General features: G+C 60.9%; 21 protein-coding genes. 12 read left to right on the top strand and 9 right to left on the bottom strand.

The window, feature by feature from the left end; genetic code table 11:
* Positions 1-24 precede the first annotated feature (24 nt).
* The 6 genes from ACODSV_RS09980 to ACODSV_RS09955 form a co-directional block, all read right to left on the bottom strand.
* Positions 25-1,791 carry a DUF1302 domain-containing protein gene (locus ACODSV_RS09980; RefSeq protein WP_489045281.1) on the bottom strand — a complete coding sequence of 589 codons (1,767 nt, stop codon included), beginning with the start codon at positions 1,789-1,791 and terminating at the stop codon, positions 25-27.
* Between the two features lie 519 nt (positions 1,792-2,310).
* Entirely contained in the window at positions 2,311-3,222 is a 912-nt protein-coding gene (locus ACODSV_RS09975; RefSeq protein WP_024077348.1) for an SDR family oxidoreductase, read from the bottom strand.
* Positions 3,223-3,358: 136 nt separating this feature from the next.
* Positions 3,359-4,261 (bottom strand): alpha/beta fold hydrolase, encoded by a 903-nt coding sequence (locus tag ACODSV_RS09970; protein WP_150055713.1) that lies wholly within the window; start codon positions 4,259-4,261, stop codon positions 3,359-3,361.
* Positions 4,261-5,043 (bottom strand): class II aldolase/adducin family protein, encoded by a 783-nt coding sequence (locus ACODSV_RS09965; protein WP_150055714.1) that lies wholly within the window; start codon positions 5,041-5,043, stop codon positions 4,261-4,263. Before ACODSV_RS09965 ends, ACODSV_RS09970 begins: the two co-directional genes overlap by 1 nt.
* 150 nt (positions 5,044-5,193) lie before the next feature.
* Positions 5,194-5,880, bottom strand: a complete 687-nt coding sequence (locus ACODSV_RS09960) for an LrgB family protein (protein WP_150055715.1) — start codon at positions 5,878-5,880, stop codon at positions 5,194-5,196.
* Positions 5,870-6,256, bottom strand: coding sequence for a CidA/LrgA family protein (locus tag ACODSV_RS09955; RefSeq protein ID WP_150055716.1), 387 nt, complete (start codon positions 6,254-6,256; stop codon positions 5,870-5,872). Before ACODSV_RS09955 ends, ACODSV_RS09960 begins: the two co-directional genes overlap by 11 nt.
* A 99-nt stretch (positions 6,257-6,355) precedes the next feature.
* On the opposite strand from ACODSV_RS09955, the gene ACODSV_RS09950 reads away from it, so the two are divergent.
* Positions 6,356-7,252, top strand: a complete 897-nt coding sequence (locus ACODSV_RS09950) for a LysR family transcriptional regulator (protein WP_150055717.1) — start codon at positions 6,356-6,358, stop codon at positions 7,250-7,252.
* Here ACODSV_RS09950 and ACODSV_RS09945 read toward each other — a convergent pair.
* On the bottom strand, positions 7,233-7,688 hold the full coding sequence (locus tag ACODSV_RS09945) for a flavodoxin (protein ID WP_150055718.1): 456 nt from the start codon (positions 7,686-7,688) through the stop codon (positions 7,233-7,235). The genes ACODSV_RS09950 and ACODSV_RS09945 overlap by 20 nt on opposite strands.
* 129 nt (positions 7,689-7,817) lie before the next feature.
* Between ACODSV_RS09945 and ACODSV_RS09940 the strand changes: the two genes are divergently transcribed.
* Positions 7,818-8,285, top strand: coding sequence for a PAS domain-containing protein (locus ACODSV_RS09940; RefSeq protein ID WP_024077355.1), 468 nt, complete (start codon positions 7,818-7,820; stop codon positions 8,283-8,285).
* Between the two features lie 60 nt (positions 8,286-8,345).
* Positions 8,346-8,951, top strand: a complete 606-nt coding sequence (locus ACODSV_RS09935) for a hypothetical protein (RefSeq protein WP_024077356.1) — start codon at positions 8,346-8,348, stop codon at positions 8,949-8,951.
* Positions 8,952-8,953: 2 nt separating this feature from the next.
* On the opposite strand, the gene ACODSV_RS09930 is transcribed toward ACODSV_RS09935, so the two are convergent.
* Complete coding sequence (locus ACODSV_RS09930; protein WP_150055719.1) at positions 8,954-9,913, bottom strand: MerR family transcriptional regulator; 960 nt, start codon at positions 9,911-9,913, stop codon at positions 8,954-8,956.
* Positions 9,914-10,125: 212 nt separating this feature from the next.
* Here ACODSV_RS09930 and ACODSV_RS09925 point away from each other — a divergent pair, with 212 nt between their 5' ends.
* Genes ACODSV_RS09925 through ACODSV_RS09900 form a run of 6 tightly spaced genes read left to right on the top strand, consistent with a single transcriptional unit; the run spans position 10,126 to position 13,063 of the window.
* Positions 10,126-10,686, top strand: coding sequence for an antibiotic biosynthesis monooxygenase (locus ACODSV_RS09925; protein WP_024077358.1), 561 nt, complete (start codon positions 10,126-10,128; stop codon positions 10,684-10,686).
* A 57-nt stretch (positions 10,687-10,743) separates the two neighbouring features.
* Positions 10,744-11,454, top strand: a complete 711-nt coding sequence (gene folM, locus ACODSV_RS09920; RefSeq protein WP_150055720.1) for a dihydromonapterin reductase — start codon at positions 10,744-10,746, stop codon at positions 11,452-11,454.
* A 20-nt stretch (positions 11,455-11,474) separates the two neighbouring features.
* The gene (folE, locus tag ACODSV_RS09915; protein ID WP_024077360.1) at positions 11,475-12,035 is read left to right on the top strand and encodes a GTP cyclohydrolase I FolE; all 561 of its coding nucleotides are present in this window, start codon (positions 11,475-11,477) and stop codon (positions 12,033-12,035) included.
* A 2-nt stretch (positions 12,036-12,037) separates the two neighbouring features.
* On the top strand, positions 12,038-12,409 hold the full coding sequence (folX, locus tag ACODSV_RS09910; protein ID WP_003194073.1) for a dihydroneopterin triphosphate 2'-epimerase: 372 nt from the start codon (positions 12,038-12,040) through the stop codon (positions 12,407-12,409).
* Between the two features lie 23 nt (positions 12,410-12,432).
* Positions 12,433-12,729 carry a DUF1244 domain-containing protein gene (locus ACODSV_RS09905; protein ID WP_024077361.1) on the top strand — a complete coding sequence of 99 codons (297 nt, stop codon included), beginning with the start codon at positions 12,433-12,435 and terminating at the stop codon, positions 12,727-12,729.
* A complete protein-coding gene (locus tag ACODSV_RS09900) occupies positions 12,722-13,063 on the top strand; it encodes a HopJ type III effector protein (RefSeq protein WP_024077362.1) in 342 nt (113 codons plus the stop codon). The genes ACODSV_RS09905 and ACODSV_RS09900 overlap by 8 nt, the downstream gene beginning before the upstream one ends.
* A 166-nt stretch (positions 13,064-13,229) precedes the next feature.
* On the opposite strand, the gene trxB is transcribed toward ACODSV_RS09900, so the two are convergent.
* Positions 13,230-14,192 carry a thioredoxin-disulfide reductase gene (gene trxB / locus ACODSV_RS09895; RefSeq protein WP_024077363.1) on the bottom strand — a complete coding sequence of 321 codons (963 nt, stop codon included), beginning with the start codon at positions 14,190-14,192 and terminating at the stop codon, positions 13,230-13,232.
* A 294-nt stretch (positions 14,193-14,486) separates the two neighbouring features.
* On the opposite strand from trxB, the gene cysZ reads away from it, so the two are divergent.
* The 3 genes from cysZ to ACODSV_RS09880 form a co-directional block, all read left to right on the top strand.
* On the top strand, positions 14,487-15,251 hold the full coding sequence (gene cysZ, locus ACODSV_RS09890) for a sulfate transporter CysZ (protein ID WP_150054762.1): 765 nt from the start codon (positions 14,487-14,489) through the stop codon (positions 15,249-15,251).
* A gap of 54 nt (positions 15,252-15,305) precedes the next feature.
* On the top strand, positions 15,306-16,484 hold the full coding sequence (locus ACODSV_RS09885) for a glycosyltransferase family 4 protein (RefSeq protein ID WP_150054763.1): 1,179 nt from the start codon (positions 15,306-15,308) through the stop codon (positions 16,482-16,484).
* Positions 16,485-16,741: 257 nt separating this feature from the next.
* On the top strand, positions 16,742-17,140 hold a 399-nt coding region (locus ACODSV_RS09880; RefSeq protein ID WP_489045232.1), incomplete at its 3' end, for a hypothetical protein.

Genomic DNA, 17,140 nt, shown 5'->3' with positions numbered 1-17,140 from the left:
AAAGTCGTCCTTATCAAACCGTGATCAGAAGTTCGCGCCGACGCTGAGGGCGAGGAAGTCGCGGTCGGTCAGGGTGTTGTAGTGCCCACCGAAAAAGTCGGTGTAGCTCAGGCTGGCGGTGTAGGTGTTGCGGTAGTCGGCATCGACCCCAATGCTGACCGCCTTGGCCCCTTCGTTGAACAAGCCGTTGGGGCCATAACCCTTGACGTCATGGGACCACGACAGGTTGGGCTTGAGGTTGACCCCGGCGAACACGTTGCTGTAGTCGAGGATCGCGCGGGCGCGGTAGCCCCATGAGGTCGCGGTGACAAAGCCATCATGATCGCCCTGGTAGCCGTAGACGCCGTAGACCGAGTCACGGCCATAACGCAGCTTGCTCTTGGCTTCCAGGCCCGCCACGTAGGTGACGCCGGCTTCGCCCACCAGCGTCAGGCGATCGGCGCCCATCACTTGGTCGAAGAACTGCGTCAATGTAGTTTGCGCCTGGGTGACTTGCTTGCGGCGGTAACCGGTGTTGTCTGCACCCGCCGAGGAACTGATCACCGAGGTGCCGGGAGCGGCCGGGTTGACCAGGGCCAGGGTCAGGTCGGTGGTGTTCAACTGCACCGGTGCATTCGGCCGGTAGCTGATCTCACCACTCCAGGCGGTGCCGGTGGGCAAGGTGGTCGAGAAGCTGGCGCCGTAGAGCCGAATGTCTTCCGGGTATTCGAGGTAGTGCTGGCCACGGCCGAGCATCACGCTTGAAGCCAGCGAAGGACGCAGCGCGCCCGGCACCAGAGGTAGCATGCCGCCCAAAGCAGTAAGCGTGCCCTGCCCTGCGCTGGTGGTGCCGACGGTCGGCGTACGGCTGTGGTAGTTCATGAAGTACACCGCGTACTCGGTGTCGTCCCCCAGCCAACGCAATGCTGCGCCCCATTGGCCGCTGTCCCGGGCATCGCGGTCCTTGCCGCGTTGCACCACGATGCCTTCCTGCGTCACCTGGTAGCCTTGCCCGAACGCATTGGCCAGCGGCTGGAAGCCCGCCGCCGCCGCGCTGCCGACGGTGTAGTTGTTGTTGCAGCCGTGGGCCACCACATCGTTACCAAAGAAGGTGCCGCAGTTATCCACCACGGTGTTTTCCCAGTTCAACTGGTAGAAACCTTCCACCGTCAATTGGTTGGTCAGGCTTTGGGAGGCGAACAGCATGTTCACCGGGATCAGCCCTTCCTTGATCTCCGCACCGGGGCGGCGGAAGGCCGAGACGTCGATGGGGTTGATGCTGTTGATGGAGTTGCCGATAAAGGTGCTCTCACCCCAGCTGACCACCTGCTTGCCCACGCGCACGTTGCCCGGCAGGTCGCCGATGGAATAGTTGTGATAGACGAACGCGTCCAGCAGCTCGTAGCCGGAAGAACGTGCGCCTTCGTCGCGATGGTGGTTACTGATCTGCTTGAACTCACGGTCTTCATCCTGCAGCTCGAAGTCGTACCAGTACTTGCCGCGCACGAACACACCGCTGTCGCCGTACTTGAGCTCCAGGTCATGAATGCCCTTGAAGATTTTCGAGAAGGTCTCGCCCTTCTTGAAGTTCAACCGTCCGTCATCCCCGGTCGACGCCTGGCCGGTACCGCCGTTGGCCACGCCCACCAGCTTCTTGTCGGCATCGCGCATGCCCCAGCTGGCGCCAACCGACAGTGAGGAATCGAATTGCCCTTCGATCTCGCCAATATTGAACGAAACAGCCTGTGCCTGGGCGCAGCAGCCCAGTGCAACCGCTGCAGCCAGCGCCTGTGGCGTGAAGATGGCGCGCATTGTTGTTTTTGTCATGCGTCTTCCCCGGTGAGTGACAGAAGGCCTCACCCTACTGCCGCCCAACGGGAGCGATAAGCGCACCAAGGAGGTATTCGTGTTGTCGCTCGAAAGGATGAATGGGCGCTCTGGCCGGGGTTTGGGCGGGGCCATGGATTGGGTGGATGGCGGGTTATCAGGGGAATGGATGGGCGGCTTGGCGGCAGGACGGGCACCGCGAAGGTACTGTTGCTGATTCAGTAACAGTCCTTGTCACGAAGCGGGATTACTCATTTTGTTACAAGCGACTATTCTTACCTGGCTTTCAGGGCAAACAGCCCACTCCCGCAACCGGGAGACAAGCCAGACTTCGATAGATTGGTGCCTGTTTTCAATCTGTTACCGCTGTTCACTGACGTTGATTTATCGCTCCTTGATCCAACGTCTTACTTCGGCCGCTGCTTTGCAGCGGCCTTTTTTATGCCCGCAATAAAACGGGGCGCCCTCAGCGCCCCGTAGTATTTAACAACGATCACGTAATGATCAAAGGCTGAATTTCTGCAAATTGGCCATCATCTCCTTCAACGCCTCGATATTGTCCTTGGGGTGAGCGGCGCCTTCGAAGTCACAGATCTGCTGCCAGTGCGCGGCCACATCGTCCGGCGAGAACCCGGCCTCCGGGTCGAAGCCCACACCCAGGCTGCGCTCCCAGCGGGTCTTGCCGATCCAGCCGCCGCCGACTTCGAACAGCCCGGCGGTTTCCTGGCATGCCTCGCTGCCCAGGTACACCACCAGTGGGCTGACCAGTTCCGGCTTGAGGCGCTCGAATACCTGCGGCGGGATCAAGCCTTCGGTCATGCGCGTGCCGCCGGTGGGCGCAATGGCATTGACCAGGATGTTGTTCTTGCGGCCTTCCAGGGCCAGGGTACGGGTCAGGCCATACAGGCCAAGCTTGGCCATGCCGTAGTTGGACTGGCCGAAATTGCCGTAGATGCCCGAGGTGGACGCCGTAAAGATCACCCGGCCATAGCTTTGCTCACGCAGATGAGGCCAGGCGGCGCGAGTGACTTTATAGGCGCCTTCGACATGCACGCGGTAAACCAGGTCCCAGTCGCTGTCGTCCATCTTGTGGAAGGTTTTGTCGCGCAGGATGCCCGCGTTATTGACCACCACGTCGACACGGCCGAAGACGTCCAAGGCGTTCTGGACGATTTTCTCGCCGTCGGTGACGGAATCATGGTTGGCTTCGGCAATGCCGCCAGCGTCGCGAATCTCGGCCACCACGCGGTCGGCCGCTGATGCGTTCGCCCCCTCGCCCTGGGTGGAACCGCCGAGGTCGTTGACCAGCACCCTGGCTCCGTGCCGCGCGAACAGCAGTGCATGGGCACGGCCCAACCCGCCGCCGGCGCCGGTGACGATCACGACCTTATCCTGGAACTGCACTGACTGACTCATACCGAACTCCAATGGGGACAATGGGAATGGGTCGAGTGTCAGGCACCGCGTTTGCAGTCACAATAAATACAGCCACGGCTGAATGGTGCGCGATAAGGCAGCAGGATGATCACCCGCCTACAAGGGGAAGCACCTCTCAGGAATAAGCCCTGCGCGGCGCCACTTGCCCAATCCGCTCGCGAAAGGCCTGATAATGCTTGAGCACCTGTACCGGCGCCTCGATCTGCGGGTAGTGGCCGATATTGGCCAACAATACCGTGTCGGCGTGGGGCACCAATTGCTGGTAGCGCTCGACCATGTGGGCACCGGAGATCGGATCGATTTCCCCATCGATCACGCGCAACGGCACCTCGCCGCGCTGCATCGCCTCCACCCACCGCTCGCGCAGGCGCCGACGCTGGGGAATGTAGGCGATCAACTTGTGCAGGATGCGCGGGCCGTCGTTGCAGTTGATCAAGCTCCAGAAATCATCGAGGGCGCTTTCGCTGGGGAGGGTGTCGGGGCCGAAAATCTGGTTGAAGCTGTCGGACAAGGCGCTGCGCCCGAACGCGCGGCCGATCATCCAGCCCACGGGGCTGAGCAACAGTTTCTGTACCAACGCCGCGCGATGGGTTTCGGGGAACAACCCGCCGTTGAGAAACACACAACTGGCCATCTGAAACCGGCCTTCGTAGTGCCGCGCCAGCAACTCCTGGGCGACGCTGTCACCGTAGTCATGGGCCAACACGTGCACCGGCTGCTGCACGCCCAGGTGCTCGAGCAGCGCCTGTTGCAGATCCGCCTGTTCCAACAGGCAATAGGTGTGGTCCAGCGGCTTGGCTGAATCGCCAAACCCGAGCATGTCGCAGGCGATCACCAGGTTACGCTGGGCCAGGGGCTGCCACAGGTAATGCCAGTCCCAACTGGCGGTTGGGAAGCCATGGATCAATAGCAACGGCTCGCCCTGCCCGGCCACCCAGTAACGAAGGGTACGGCCGCGAAAGACGAAATCCTGGCCACGCTTGCGCCAGGCTCTGAGCGGGATCTCGGCGAGTGGCATCAGCTTTTATACCCGGGGTCTTGAAGCTCGAGTTTGCGCAGCAGCGCCGGCCAGGCCAGCGCGCCCCCCATGCCTTGGACACTCTTTGTGACCGCCGCCGCCATTGCCTTGGCACCGGCAAGGATCTGCGGCGCGATGGTAATCAGTTCAGCCCCGCCATTTTGCGCCAGCACCTGGATATCGCAGGCGCGCTGGAAGATGAACATCATCAGGAAGGTATCGGCGATGGTGCCGCCACACGTCAACAGACCGTGGTTGTGCAGCATCAGGAAGTTGTTTTCACCGAGGTCCGCCTGCAAGCGGGCCTTTTCCTCATGGTTCAGCGCCACGCCTTCGTAGGCGTGATAGGCCAGGCTCGACAGCACGAACAGTGACTGCTGGCTGATCGGCAATACGCCCTGCTTTTGCGCGGCCACCGCGACACCGGCGGCCGTGTGGGTATGCAGCACGCAGACCACGTCATGGCGCACTTCGTGGATCGCGCTGTGGATGGTGTAGCCCGCCGGGTTGATCTCGTAGGGACTGTCCATCCGTTTGTTACCGGCCTGATCGACCTTGACCAGGCTCGAAGCAGTGATCTCATGGAACATCAGCCCGTACGGGTTGATCAGGAAATCGTCGGTACCCGGCACCTTGGCCGATATATGGGTGAAGATCAGGTCATCCCAACCATGCATCGCCACCAGGCGGTAGCAGGCGGCCAGGTCGACACGGGTTTGCCATTCGACGGCACTGACCTGGTCTTTGACGTTCTGTGGCAATGGTGCAGGGGCTAGGCTCACGGCAATGACCTCCTTGACACGTTTTTTATTATTTTTCTTGAGTGAAGGGCCAGTCTAGTCAGACCTCATGGCTGCCGTAGTTGCCTTGGCAGCCAGCTTGATGACCGAACGAGTCAGCACAGAGAATAGTTGAACTTTGTTTAATTCGCGTCAGAGAAGCGCCGCCAATAAAGGCGCGGCGAACAGGTTGAGCAACCCTGTCAACACCATCACCAGCCCCGCGACAGAGCCCTCTTCGCCGCCCACTTCATGGGCGCGGCTGACGCCCGCACCATGGGCGCCCACGCCAAATAACGCACCGCGCGCCAGCGGTGTACGCAGCGGCAGCCACTTGAGCAATACGCCGCCGAGCATGGCGCCGAACACGCCGGTGAGCATCACGAACACCGCCGTCAGTTCCGGTACGCCGCCCAGGTCGGACGACACGGGCATGGCAAACGGTGTGGTGATGGAGCGCGGCACCAGGGACATTGTCACAGCGCTGTCCAGCGCCAGCGCTTTGGCCAGGCCGAACGAGGTGCCGATCGACGCCGCGCTGCCCGCGACCATGCCCATCAACAGCGCCGGCCAATGCCGCGCCAGCAAGCGCCGCTGCTGCCAGATCGGCACGGCGAACGCCACGGTAACCGGGCCCAGCACCGCCATCAGCCAGTGGGTGTCGGTCGCGTATTCGGCGTAGGCGGTTTTCAGCGGTACGGCCACCGCCAGCAGCAGCACTGGCACCAGAATCAGCGGCGACAACAGGTAGCGACCGGTTCGCCGGTAAATCCAGCGACTGAAAACATAGGTGCCCAGGGTCAAGGCCAGCCAGAACACCGGCATCAGTTCAAGCTTCATGGCGCAGCCTCCAACGGCACACCCATTCCACGGTGAACGCCGTGACCAGCATCACCGCCAAGGTGCTCAGGCCAATGACCAACAAGATGCGCCAGCCCTCGCTGCGCAGCAGACCACCGTAGTCCAGCAGGCTCATCAAGGCCGGAATAAAGAACAGCAGCATCTCGGCCATCAACACACCGGCCCCCAATTGCAAGGCTGCCGGCTTGGCCAGGCCCGTAGCGAAGGTCGCCAGCAACAGGCCCAGGCCAACCACGCCGCCGGGGACTGGCCACGCCAGCCAAACGGCCAACTGGGTGCCCAGCAGGTAAATGGCCAGCAGCACGACCAGTTCGGTGAGTAAACGGCTGAAATGTTTGAAGCGGAAACGTTTCATGGGCTTTGGATCCTCGCAGGCCTCCATTTTAGAGAAGCTTCCCCCATCCCCACAGCGAATTGTTAGACTGCCAGCCATTCCAATCTGGAATCATGAACCATGGAATTCAGACAGCTGCGCAGCTTTGTCGAAGTGATCCACCGGGGTGGTTTTACCCAGGCCGGGAAAACCCTGCATATCAGCCAGTCGGCCGTCAGCAAGCAGGTCGCGCAATTGGAACAAAGCCTCGGCACGCCGCTGCTGGACCGCATCGGCTCGCAGATCCGCCTGACCGCCGCCGGCCAGGTGGTGCTGCAACGTGCCGAAGCGATGCTGCGCCTGCAAACCGAGTTGCTCAGCGAGCTGGACGACATGCACCAACTGACCCGCGGCGAACTGCGCCTGGGCCTGCCGCTGCTGGGCGGCGATACGCTGTTTGCCGGACTGTTTGCCGAGTACCGGCGGCGTTATCCGAACGTGACGATCCAGTTGCTGGAGGGCGGCAGTCGCAATATCGAGCAGGCGATCCTCAATGGTGAACTGGAAGTCGGTGGTAGCTTGAAGCCCAATGACCCGGCGTTCGCCTGGCAGGCTTTCTGCGATGAACCGCTGGACGCGTTGCTGCCGATTGATCATCCCCTGGCGGAAAACGCCCAGGTACGCCTGGAGGAACTGGCCGACACGCCGTTCCTGATGTACCAGCGCAGCTTTGTGCTCAACGACCGACTGATGCAGGCGTGCCGGCAACTGGGTTTTACCCCGAAGGAAATCGGCCGCAGCGGCCAGGCAGATTTTCTCGCGGCGCTGGTCGCCGCTGGTCAAGGAGTGGTGTTGTTGCCCAGCGTGGTCGCCCGTGGGCTGGTGCGCCCGGGGGTGGTACGCCTGACGCTCAAGGCGCCGGACTACCTACGCTGGGACATTGCCTTTATCTGGCGCGAGGGCGCCTATCTTTCGAGAGCCGCGCAGGCCTGGCTGGCATTGCTGCGCGAATTCCCGGTCAACCGCGCAGTGCAGTGACCAGTTCGGCCAGCCACGGCTCGGCGTCGGTTTCGGGGGTGACGCTTTCGCTGGCGTCCAGGCGCAACATCGGCAGCACCTCACGCAGGCCCAGTTCGGCGAACAACTCGCGCATTTGCTCGCCGCCACCACAGAAGGTGTCGCCGTAGCTGGCGTCACCCAGGCCGATCACCGCACCGGGCAAGCCACGCCAGGCAGCGGGCAACTGGTCGCGAATAGTCGAGTACAGCGGTTGCAGGTTGTCAGGCAGCTCGCCCATGCCGGTGGTGGAGGTCACCGCCAGAAACGCCTCAGGGGCAAATGCCTGCACGTCCGCCAGGGTGGCGCGCGGGTTGTGCCAGGCTTCGAAACCGGCCGCGTTGAGGATGCCGGCGGCGTGGCGGGCGACTTCTTCAGCCGTGCCGTACACCGAGCCGGAAAGGATGGCGACTTTCATCAATCTGATCCTGTGGTTGAGCGAAAGCCTGGGATATTAGCAGCTGGCGCAAAATTTTCGGCGCACGCCGTGCAACATTCAGGGCATGTCATAAACTGCCAGTTCCACCCACAAGCCATGGACCGCTCAATGATTAACGCCCGACTGATGCAAATGGTGATCAACGCTTCCAACGACGGCATCGTTGTCGCGGAGCGTGAAGGCAAGGACAAGCCACTTATCTACGTCAACCCGGCATTCGAACGCCTGACCGGCTACACCCTGGATGAAATCCTCTATCAGGACTGCCGTTTCCTGCAATCGGGCGACCGCGACCAACCGGCCCTGATAGCCATCCGCGATGCCCTGGAACAGGGCGGTACCTGCCGCGAAATCCTGCGCAACTACCGCAAGGACGGCAGCCACTTCTGGAACGAACTGTCGTTGTCGACGGTGTACAACGAGGCCGACAAGCAGACGTATTTCGTCGGTGTGCAAAAGGACGTGACCCTCCAGGTCAAGGCCCAGCAGCGCGTCGCGCAATTGGAAGCCGAACTGGCCAGCGTCAAGGCCGAGCTGGCGGCGCTCAAGGCGACGAGCGGATCTAACAAAATTTAGAAAATACGGTCATTAAAGCGGATAATGGCATTTTAATACTTCCCCCCGTGGGCATGACCGATGCAACGCGACACGCTTCTGACTCAGGACGAACTGGATTTCATCCAGAACATGCAGCACAACCCGCAGCTCAACCTGCGGGATCCGTCGTCGAGCCTGACTGTCAACGGCGGTGCGCAGCTTCGCGACTTGCTCACGCGACTGGCCGCTCACGACCACGTCACTCTCCAGGCGCAATTCGATAACCAGCAACTCACCTTTCCCCTGCACTTGGTGGAAGATGAGTTTCATGCGGTGCATTTGCGCCTGGGCGTACCCAGCATTTTCGAAGACGGGCCGATGATCCGCCCATGGCGCCTGGCCCTGGAAACACCGGTAGCACTGGAAAATATCAGGGGAACACCCAGCGCACTCTGGGTGCATGAGGTGTCTTTCAAAGGCGTGTTGGTGGAGATTCGTGGCCGGCTCAGGCCGCCGAAAACCTTTTCCCTGTGGTTCAGCCCCTCGGGCTATGAACGTATTGCCCTGCGCGGCACCTTCGAGCGGGAAACCGCACGAGGCCTGTTTGCCTATCGCCTGAGCCAAGGTGACGTGGATGAAACCGAGCGCCTGCGCCAATTCATCCTGCACCAGCACCGCCTGGTCCACCCACAAATGCATGCCTGATATCAGGTATCCAGCCCGCCGCTGAGAAACTGTTGCAAGCGGCGCCGCATCAGGCGACCTTCATTACCAAGGCAGCCAACGGACGTGCCGGCCAGGTTGTCCTGGGCAAGATCCGAAGCCGCACCGGCAAGAAACAGCGGGCAATCCAGGGTCAACGCCAAGCGGTTCAAGCGCCCGGCAAAGTCATGGTTATGCGAGTAATTGGAGAAGAGGATCAGCGCCTGTGGGCGAGTCTTCTCGCAGACCAGTGTCAACTCGTCAAACGGCTGCCCCATGCCCAGCACTTTAACGGCCAGGTCATCTCGACTCATCAAGAGCGCCGCCACCAGCAACTCCAACTTACGGCACTCGCCAGCCATGGCCGCCAGCAATACCCGCGGCACGGGTGAAGCACCCGCCAATTGCAGGCGCTCCAAGGCACGTACGCGCAGGAAGTTGTCGAAGAACAACCATTCGCTCGCCTGGCCGAAACGCCCCTCATGACGCAACAGCTCATTCCACAGAGGCATCAGAATGTCCTGGAACACCACGTCGAGTGGGTAGGTAGCCAGAACCTGCCCATACAAACGTTCCAGTTGACGGTCGTCAAAGTCGCTGATGGCCTGTATCAGCCGCGCCTGCCACTGCGGCCATTCGCCCTCTTCGACGACATCGCGCTCCGCACGAACGGACTTGGCCTGCTGATCGTCGCGAGCGAGAATCTTGCCCACTTTGCTCACGGCTACGCCGCGCTCGATCCAATCGAGAATACGATGGACTGTCTCTATATCGCCCTGGGAATAGAGGCGATGCCCACTTTCAGTGCGCGTGGGCTGGATCAGGCCGTAACGACGCTCCCAGGCACGCAAGGTGACCGGATTGATGCCTGTCAGTCTCGAGACTTCACGGATCGGAAACAGCTTATCGGAAACGGTTGAATCCAGATGCGAAGCACTATCATGCGGAGCAGTAATCACGGGCATTTTTGACCAAAAAACCAACGTTAACTGGGCGCTCATTTAACGCCTTTACACCTGTCTTTTTCAAGTTCTCCGATTTTCGGACCAATGTCGCTGGTGTATTTGGGTAAAACGGGAATAATCCTTGCCTGTTTTTTTGCGCAGCCGCAACACCCCGCGACTACGCCTGTGTGCCACCTACCCGGTTCCGCACACCCGAATATTGGAGATACACAATGTCTACCTCACCCGTCACCCTGATGGTTGCGCGCCGCGTGGCCAAAGGGCGCTATGAAGAACTGATGGCCTGGCTGCGCGAAGGCGAGCAATTGGCCACCGATTTCCCCGGTTACCTGGGCTCCGGCGTGCTGGCCCCACCGCCCGATGACGATGAATTCCAGATCATTTTCCGTTTCGCCGATGAAACCACCTTGCATGCCTGGGAGTTCTCCGCTTCACGCAGCGCGTGGTTGGGCCGTGGCAGCGAACTGTTTGCCGACCCGTCCGAGCATCGCGTGCGTGGCATCGACGGTTGGTTTGGCGCCGCAGGTGCGCGACCGCCACGCTGGAAACAGGCGGTAGCGATCTGGCTGGCGTTTTTCCCGGTGTCGCTGCTGTTCAATTTCGTCCTGAACCCGCTGCTCAGCGAGCTGGAGCTGGCTCCGCGCGTGCTGGTCAGCACCCTGGCCCTTACGCCGCTGATGGTGTACTGGTTCATCCCACTGTCGACACACCTGCTGGCGAACTGGTTGCATCCCACACCGCCACCGCGCAAGGCCACCGAAGCCGCAGCGTGAATACAGGGGCGGCCGGTCGCTGGTATAGTTCCAACCTGCCAGCGATTCGAGCCTCCCATGACCGCACCAAACGCCCCTATCCTGATCACCGGTGCCGGCCAGCGCGTCGGCCTGCATTGCGCCCAGCGCTTGCTGGATGAAGGGCAACCGGTCATTTTCAGTTACCGCAGTGAACGCCCCGGTGTACACGCCCTGCGCGAGCGTGGTGCGATCGGCCTGTTTGCCGATTTCTCCAGCGAGGCCGGCATCCTGGCCTTTATCGCTGAACTCAAGAGCCAAACTGATAGCCTGCGGGCCATCATCCACAACGCCTCGGCCTGGGTTGCAGAAACCCCTGGCGATGAAAGCCGTGCCTTGACCGACATGTTCAGTGTGCACATGCTTGCGCCGTACCTGATCAACCTGCATTGTTCACCCTTGCTGCAACGTTCTTCACCCGCCGACATCGTGCATATCAGCGATGATGTCGTGCGCAAAGGTAGCCGCCAGCACATCGCCTACTGCGCCACCAAGGCCGGGCTCGATAGCCTCACGCTTTCGTTTGCCGCGCAATTTGCGCCGCGGATCAAGGTCAACGGCATCGCCCCGGCGATGGTGATGTTCAACGAGGGCGATGACGCGGCCTACCGCGCCAAGGTCCTCGCCAAGTCGGCGCTGGGCATCGAGCCCGGGCCCGAGGTGATCTACCAGAGCGTGCGTTACCTGCTGGACAACCCCTATGTCACCGGTACCACCCTGACCGTCAACGGCGGGCGGCATATCAAGTAAGCCGTTTGTGAGGATGTTGTATGACCTTATCCCTGCCCCACCATTACCGCGAGATCCTCAAGGGCCTGGGCGAAGACCCGGAACGCGAAGGCTTGCTCGACACCCCCAAGCGCGCCGCCAAGGCCATGCAGTACCTGTGTCATGGCTACGAGCAGAACCTCGAAGAAATCGTCAACGGCGCGCTGTTCGCCTCCGACAATGACGAGATGGTGATCCTCAAGGACATCGAGTTGTACTCGCTGTGCGAGCACCACCTGCTGCCCTTCATTGGCAAGGCCCATGTGGCCTATATTCCGACCGGCAAGGTGCTGGGCCTGTCAAAGCTGGCGCGCATCGTCGACATGTTCGCGCGGCGCCTGCAGATCCAGGAAAACCTTACGCGGCAGATCGCCGACGCCATCCAGGAAGTGACCCAGGCCGCCGGCGTGGCCGTGGTGATCGAAGCCAAGCACATGTGCATGATGATGCGCGGCGTGGAGAAACAGAATTCAACCATGAACACCTCGGTGATGCTCGGCGCCTTTCGCGAGTCGAACACCACGCGCATGGAGTTCCTGCAACTGATTGGACGGAGCAAGTAGCAATGCCACAACTTCAACCAGGCATGGCGCGCATCCGGGTCAAGGACCTGTGCCTGCGCACCTTTATCGGCATCAACGAGGACGAAATCCTCAACAAGCAGGATGTGCTGATCAACCTGACCATCCTGTATGCCGCCCAGGAAGCCGTGCGTGACAACGATATCGACCACGCGCTGAACTACCGCACCATCACCAAGGCGATCATCGCCCATGTCGAAGGCAACCGCTTTGCCTTGCTCGAACGCCTGACCCAGGAACTGCTGGACCTGGTGATGAGCAACGAATCGGTGCTGTACGCCGAAGTCGAAGTGGACAAGCCCCATGCGCTGCGCTTTGCCGAGTCGGTGTCGATTACCCTGGCGGCCAGCCGCTAACCTCTTGAATCTGCGTGAGCCCTATGAACGACCAACAACGCCTCGAACTTGAAGCCGCCGCCTTTCGCCGGTTGGTGGCGCACCTGGACAGCCGCAAGGATGTGCAGAACATCGACCTGATGAACCTCGCCGGTTTCTGCCGTAACTGCCTGTCGAAGTGGTACAAGGCCGAGGCCGACGAGCGCCAGATCGAGCTGAGCCTCGATGACGCCCGCGAAGTGGTGTACGGCATGCCGTACGCCGAGTGGAAAGCCCAATACCAGAAAGAAGCCAGCGCCGAGCAACAGGCGGCGTTTGCCCAAGGAAAAACCCATGACTGATTTGAATACCCTGCGCGCCAGCCTCAACAGCGGCGAACATGCCTTTGCCGATACCCTGGCGTTCGTCACTGCCGGTTATGACTACCAGCCGCAGGCCTTTACCAATGGCACCGTGGAAAACGCCGCCGGGCAGAACGAAGGTTCATGCAAGACCCTGGGCCTGGCGCTGCTGGAAGGCTTGAGCGATCAGGAAGCACTGCTGGCCTTCGGCGAGCATTACCGCTCGGTGGTGGCGACGCCCGAGGGCAGCGACCATGGCAATATTCGGGCGTTGATTGCCCATGGGTTGGCAGGCGTGAAGTTCGCCGCCCAGCCACTGACCCGCAAATCCTGAGTCAGATGTCGATCAACATGTGGGAGGGGGCTTGCCCCCGATAGCGGTGTCTCAGCTAACGAATACTTGGCTGAAAGACTGCTATCGGGGTGTAGCCCCCTCCCACATTTAAATCGCACTCACAAAAAAACCGGCCTCGCAGCCGGTTTTTTTTTGCTCAACGGATTTAGAGCGAAGCGTTGCCCAAACCGTCGAGGTAACGCTCGGCATCCAGCGCCGCCATGCAGCCGGCGCCGGCCGAGGTGATAGCCTGGCGATAGACGTGGTCGGCCACGTCACCGGCAGCGAAGATACCTTCGATGTTGGTCGCGGTGGCATTGCCCTCACGGCCGCCCTGTACCACCAGGTAACCGTCCTTGGCGTCCAGCACGCCTTCGAACAGCGAGGTGTTCGGGGTGTGGCCGATGGCGATGAACACGCCGTCGACTTTCAGCTCGTCGAAGCTGCCGTCGTTGTTTTTCAGGCGGGCACCGGTCACGCCCATGTTGTCGCCCAGGACCTCGTCCAGGGTGGCATTGAGCTTGAGGATGATCTTGCCTTCAGCGACACGGGCATGCAGTTTGTCGATCAGGATCTTCTCGGCGCGGAAGGTTTCGCGGCGGTGAACCAGGGTCACGGTGCTGGCGATGTTGGCCAGGTACAGCGCTTCTTCCACCGCGGTGTTGCCACCACCGACCACGGCGACCGGCTTGTTGCGGTAGAAGAAACCGTCGCAGGTCGCGCAGGCGGACACGCCCTTGCCCATGAACGCTTCCTCCGAAGGCAGGCCCAGGTAGCGGGCGCTGGCGCCGGTGGCGATGATCAGCGCATCACAGGTGTAGACGCCGCTGTCGCCGGTCAGGCTGTAAGGCTTTTTCGAGAAGTCGACGCTGTTGATGTGATCAAACACGATCTCGGTTTCAAAGCGCTCGGCGTGCTCTTTCATACGCTCCATCAGCACCGGACCGGTCAGGCCGTGGACATCGCCCGGCCAGTTGTCGACTTCAGTGGTGGTGGTCAACTGACCGCCCGCCTGCATGCCGGTGATCAGCAGCGGCTTGAGGTTGGCCCGGGCAGCGTAGACAGCAGCACTGTAACCGGCAGGGCCGGAACCGAGAATAATCACTCGCGAATGACGGGTATCAGACATGAATCACTCCTATCGACCGCCCGGACCACAAGACGGCTGGAATAAAAAAGGGACCACGAAGCACTTGGGGAAGGCTTTCACTCGCAGCCCCTGAAAAATAATGGGTGCAGCGTATCGAGGGAGGCAAGATTAAGGAAATACGGAATAACAATCCAGCTCATAGGTGGTCTCTATGCTGTCGACCCGATTAATCGACGCCTTTGTTACCGTTGATGTCGTCATACCAGCCGCGCTTTCGCCCTGTCGACAAAGCCGGTAAGGTCGGCGCGTTCGTCATCCTGTTCGGAGTCCTCCATGCCCGCCCCCGCTCTTTCCGGTCCGCAATATTTGCGCGAAGGCCTCAAACTGGTCCTCAGCCCTGGCCTGCGCCTGTTTGTGCTGCTGCCGCTGGCGATCAACCTGGTGCTGTTCGTCGGCTTGATCTATTTCGCCGGCCATCAGTTCAGCCTGTGGGTCGACACCTTGATGCCGACCCTGCCCGGCTGGTTGAGTTTCCTCAGCTATATCCTGTGGCCCTTGTTCGTGGTGCTGGTGGTGCTGATGGTGTTTTTCACCTTCACCATGCTCGCCAATATCATCGCGGCACCGTTCAACGGTTTTCTCGCCGAGAAGGTCGAGGTCGTGGTGCGGGGCACCGATGACTTCCCGCCGTTCAGTTGGGGCGAACTGGTGGCCATGGTCCCTCGCACACTGGCCCGGGAAATGCGCAAGCTGGGCTACTTCCTGCCACGGGCCATTGGCCTGTTTATCCTGTCATTCATTCCGGTGGTGAACCTGATCGCCGCGCCGCTGTGGCTGTTGTTCGGCGTGTGGATGATGGCAATCCAGTACATCGACTACCCGGCGGATAACCACAAGCTGGGCTGGAACGAAATGCTCGCCTGGCTGCGCCAGAAACGCTGGCAGAGCATGAGTTTCGGCGGCATCGTCTACCTGGTGTTGCTGGTGCCGGTGGTCAACCTGTTGATGATGCCGGCGGCAGTGGCCGGGGCCACATTGTTCTGGGTGCGCGAGCAGGGCGCCGAGTCGATGGCCACGCCAAAGGCAATCAAGTCATAAATCCATCATCTCAATGACACAATGACGACATGGCCCACGGCGACACTGTGGGTCATGACGACAGCTTCGCTTCACATCACCCTGATCACCGAAACCTTCCCGCCAGAGATCAACGGGGTGGCCAATACCCTTGGCCGCCTGTGTGACGGTTTGCGCGCACGCGGCCATCAGGTCGAGCTGGTGCGCCCACGCCAAGGCACCGATCAGAGCCGGACCAGCGACGACCAGTTGTTGCTGTGTCGCGGCTGGCCGTTGCCTGGCTATCCAGGCCTGCAGTGGGGGCAGTCGTCAATGCACAAGCTGCTACGACGCTGGACACGCCAACGCCCGGACGTGCTGTACATCGCCACAGAAGGCCCGCTCGGGTTATCGGCGCTACGCGCCGCGCGTCGCCTGGGGATCAGCGTGGTCAGCGGCTTTCACACCAATTTCCAACAGTACTCGAACCAGTACGGCATGAGCCTGTTGAGCCGCATGGTCACGCACTACCTGCGCTGGTTTCATAACCGCTCGACCTTGACCCTGGTACCCAGCGCCAGCCAACGCCTGGAACTGGAACGCCGGCACTTCGAGCGCTTGGGGATGTTGTCGCGTGGGGTGGACAGCCAACTGTTCAACCCGGCCAAGCGCGATAACGCATTGCGCGAGAGCTGGGGCCTGGGCAATGACGATATTGCGGTGCTGCATGTCGGGCGCCTGGCGCAGGAAAAGAATCTGGGCATGCTCAAGCGTTGCTTCGATACCCTGCGCGATACTTATCCACAGCGTCGCCTGCAACTGATCGTGGTCGGTGACGGGCCGCAACGTGCGCTGCTGGAGCACGACCTGCCGCAAGCCATATTCTGCGGTACCCGGCGCGGCGAAGAACTGGCGCGACACTACGCCTCGGGGGATCTGTTCCTGTTTCCCAGCCTGACGGAAACCTTCGGCAATGTGGTGCTGGAAGCCATGGCCTCCGGGCTCGCGGTGGTGGCATACGACCAAGCGGCCGCGACCCAGCACATCCGCCATGGTTACAACGGTGTGCTGGCGATGCCCGGCGATGAGGAAGCGTTCTGCGATGCGGCCAATTGGCTGCTGGAAGATCGTGAGCATTTACGCAGGGCACGTCTCAATGCCCGTCGGCATGCCAGTCACCAGGGCTGGCCGGCAATTATCGAGCAGTTCGAGAACCAGCTACGCGGTGTGTGCGGAGAACCTTTTGCTGTTCCGACATTGCCTTACGTTCGTTGACCGATCTGCGAATGACGTCAGTCGGTTCGCCCTCCTGCCAGCCTAGCCCCTGAATAATGGCTTCCACGTTAGGACTTTTCCTGTAAGGCCGCCAGGATCGGCACGCCACAACAGGATATTTCCGGAACGTCTCGCGATTTATCACCCACTACATGACACCTGCCAGATGAGGGGGTGTCTCCCCATGGAGCACACTCAAAAGAGGCAGGCCATTCATGATCGATAAATAATAGAGAGCCCTATGTCGACACAGATAAATGGATCAATGGCGTTGCGATTCCTGCCGTTCAACACGCCCTCTCCGGAAACTGCAGACACCTGTCCATCCGCACGCGGCCAGAACGGTTACAGACCACCGTCATCCCAACAGCCCCATAACGCGAACTACGCTTGGAACCGCCCGCAGCCGGCGCGCCCGGGTAATAACCCGAATCGACCGCAACCTGCCCTCCCGGAAAACGCTGGGCATCGCCCGCTACCCGCACGCCCAGGCAACCACTGGCAACCTGCGCAAGACGACTGGCAACGCCCGCCGCACAACAGCAGCAACCGCCCGCAGCCGGCACATCCGGGGAACAATCCGCATCGACCGCAACCTGCACTCCCGGAAAACGCTGGGCATCGCCCGCTACCCGCACGCCCAGGCAACCACTGGC

It is taken from the genome of Pseudomonas sp. FG86, from assembly GCF_057808775.1.
Note: the sequence above shows the minus strand (reverse complement) of the source record. Positions and strands in the feature narration are given on the sequence as shown.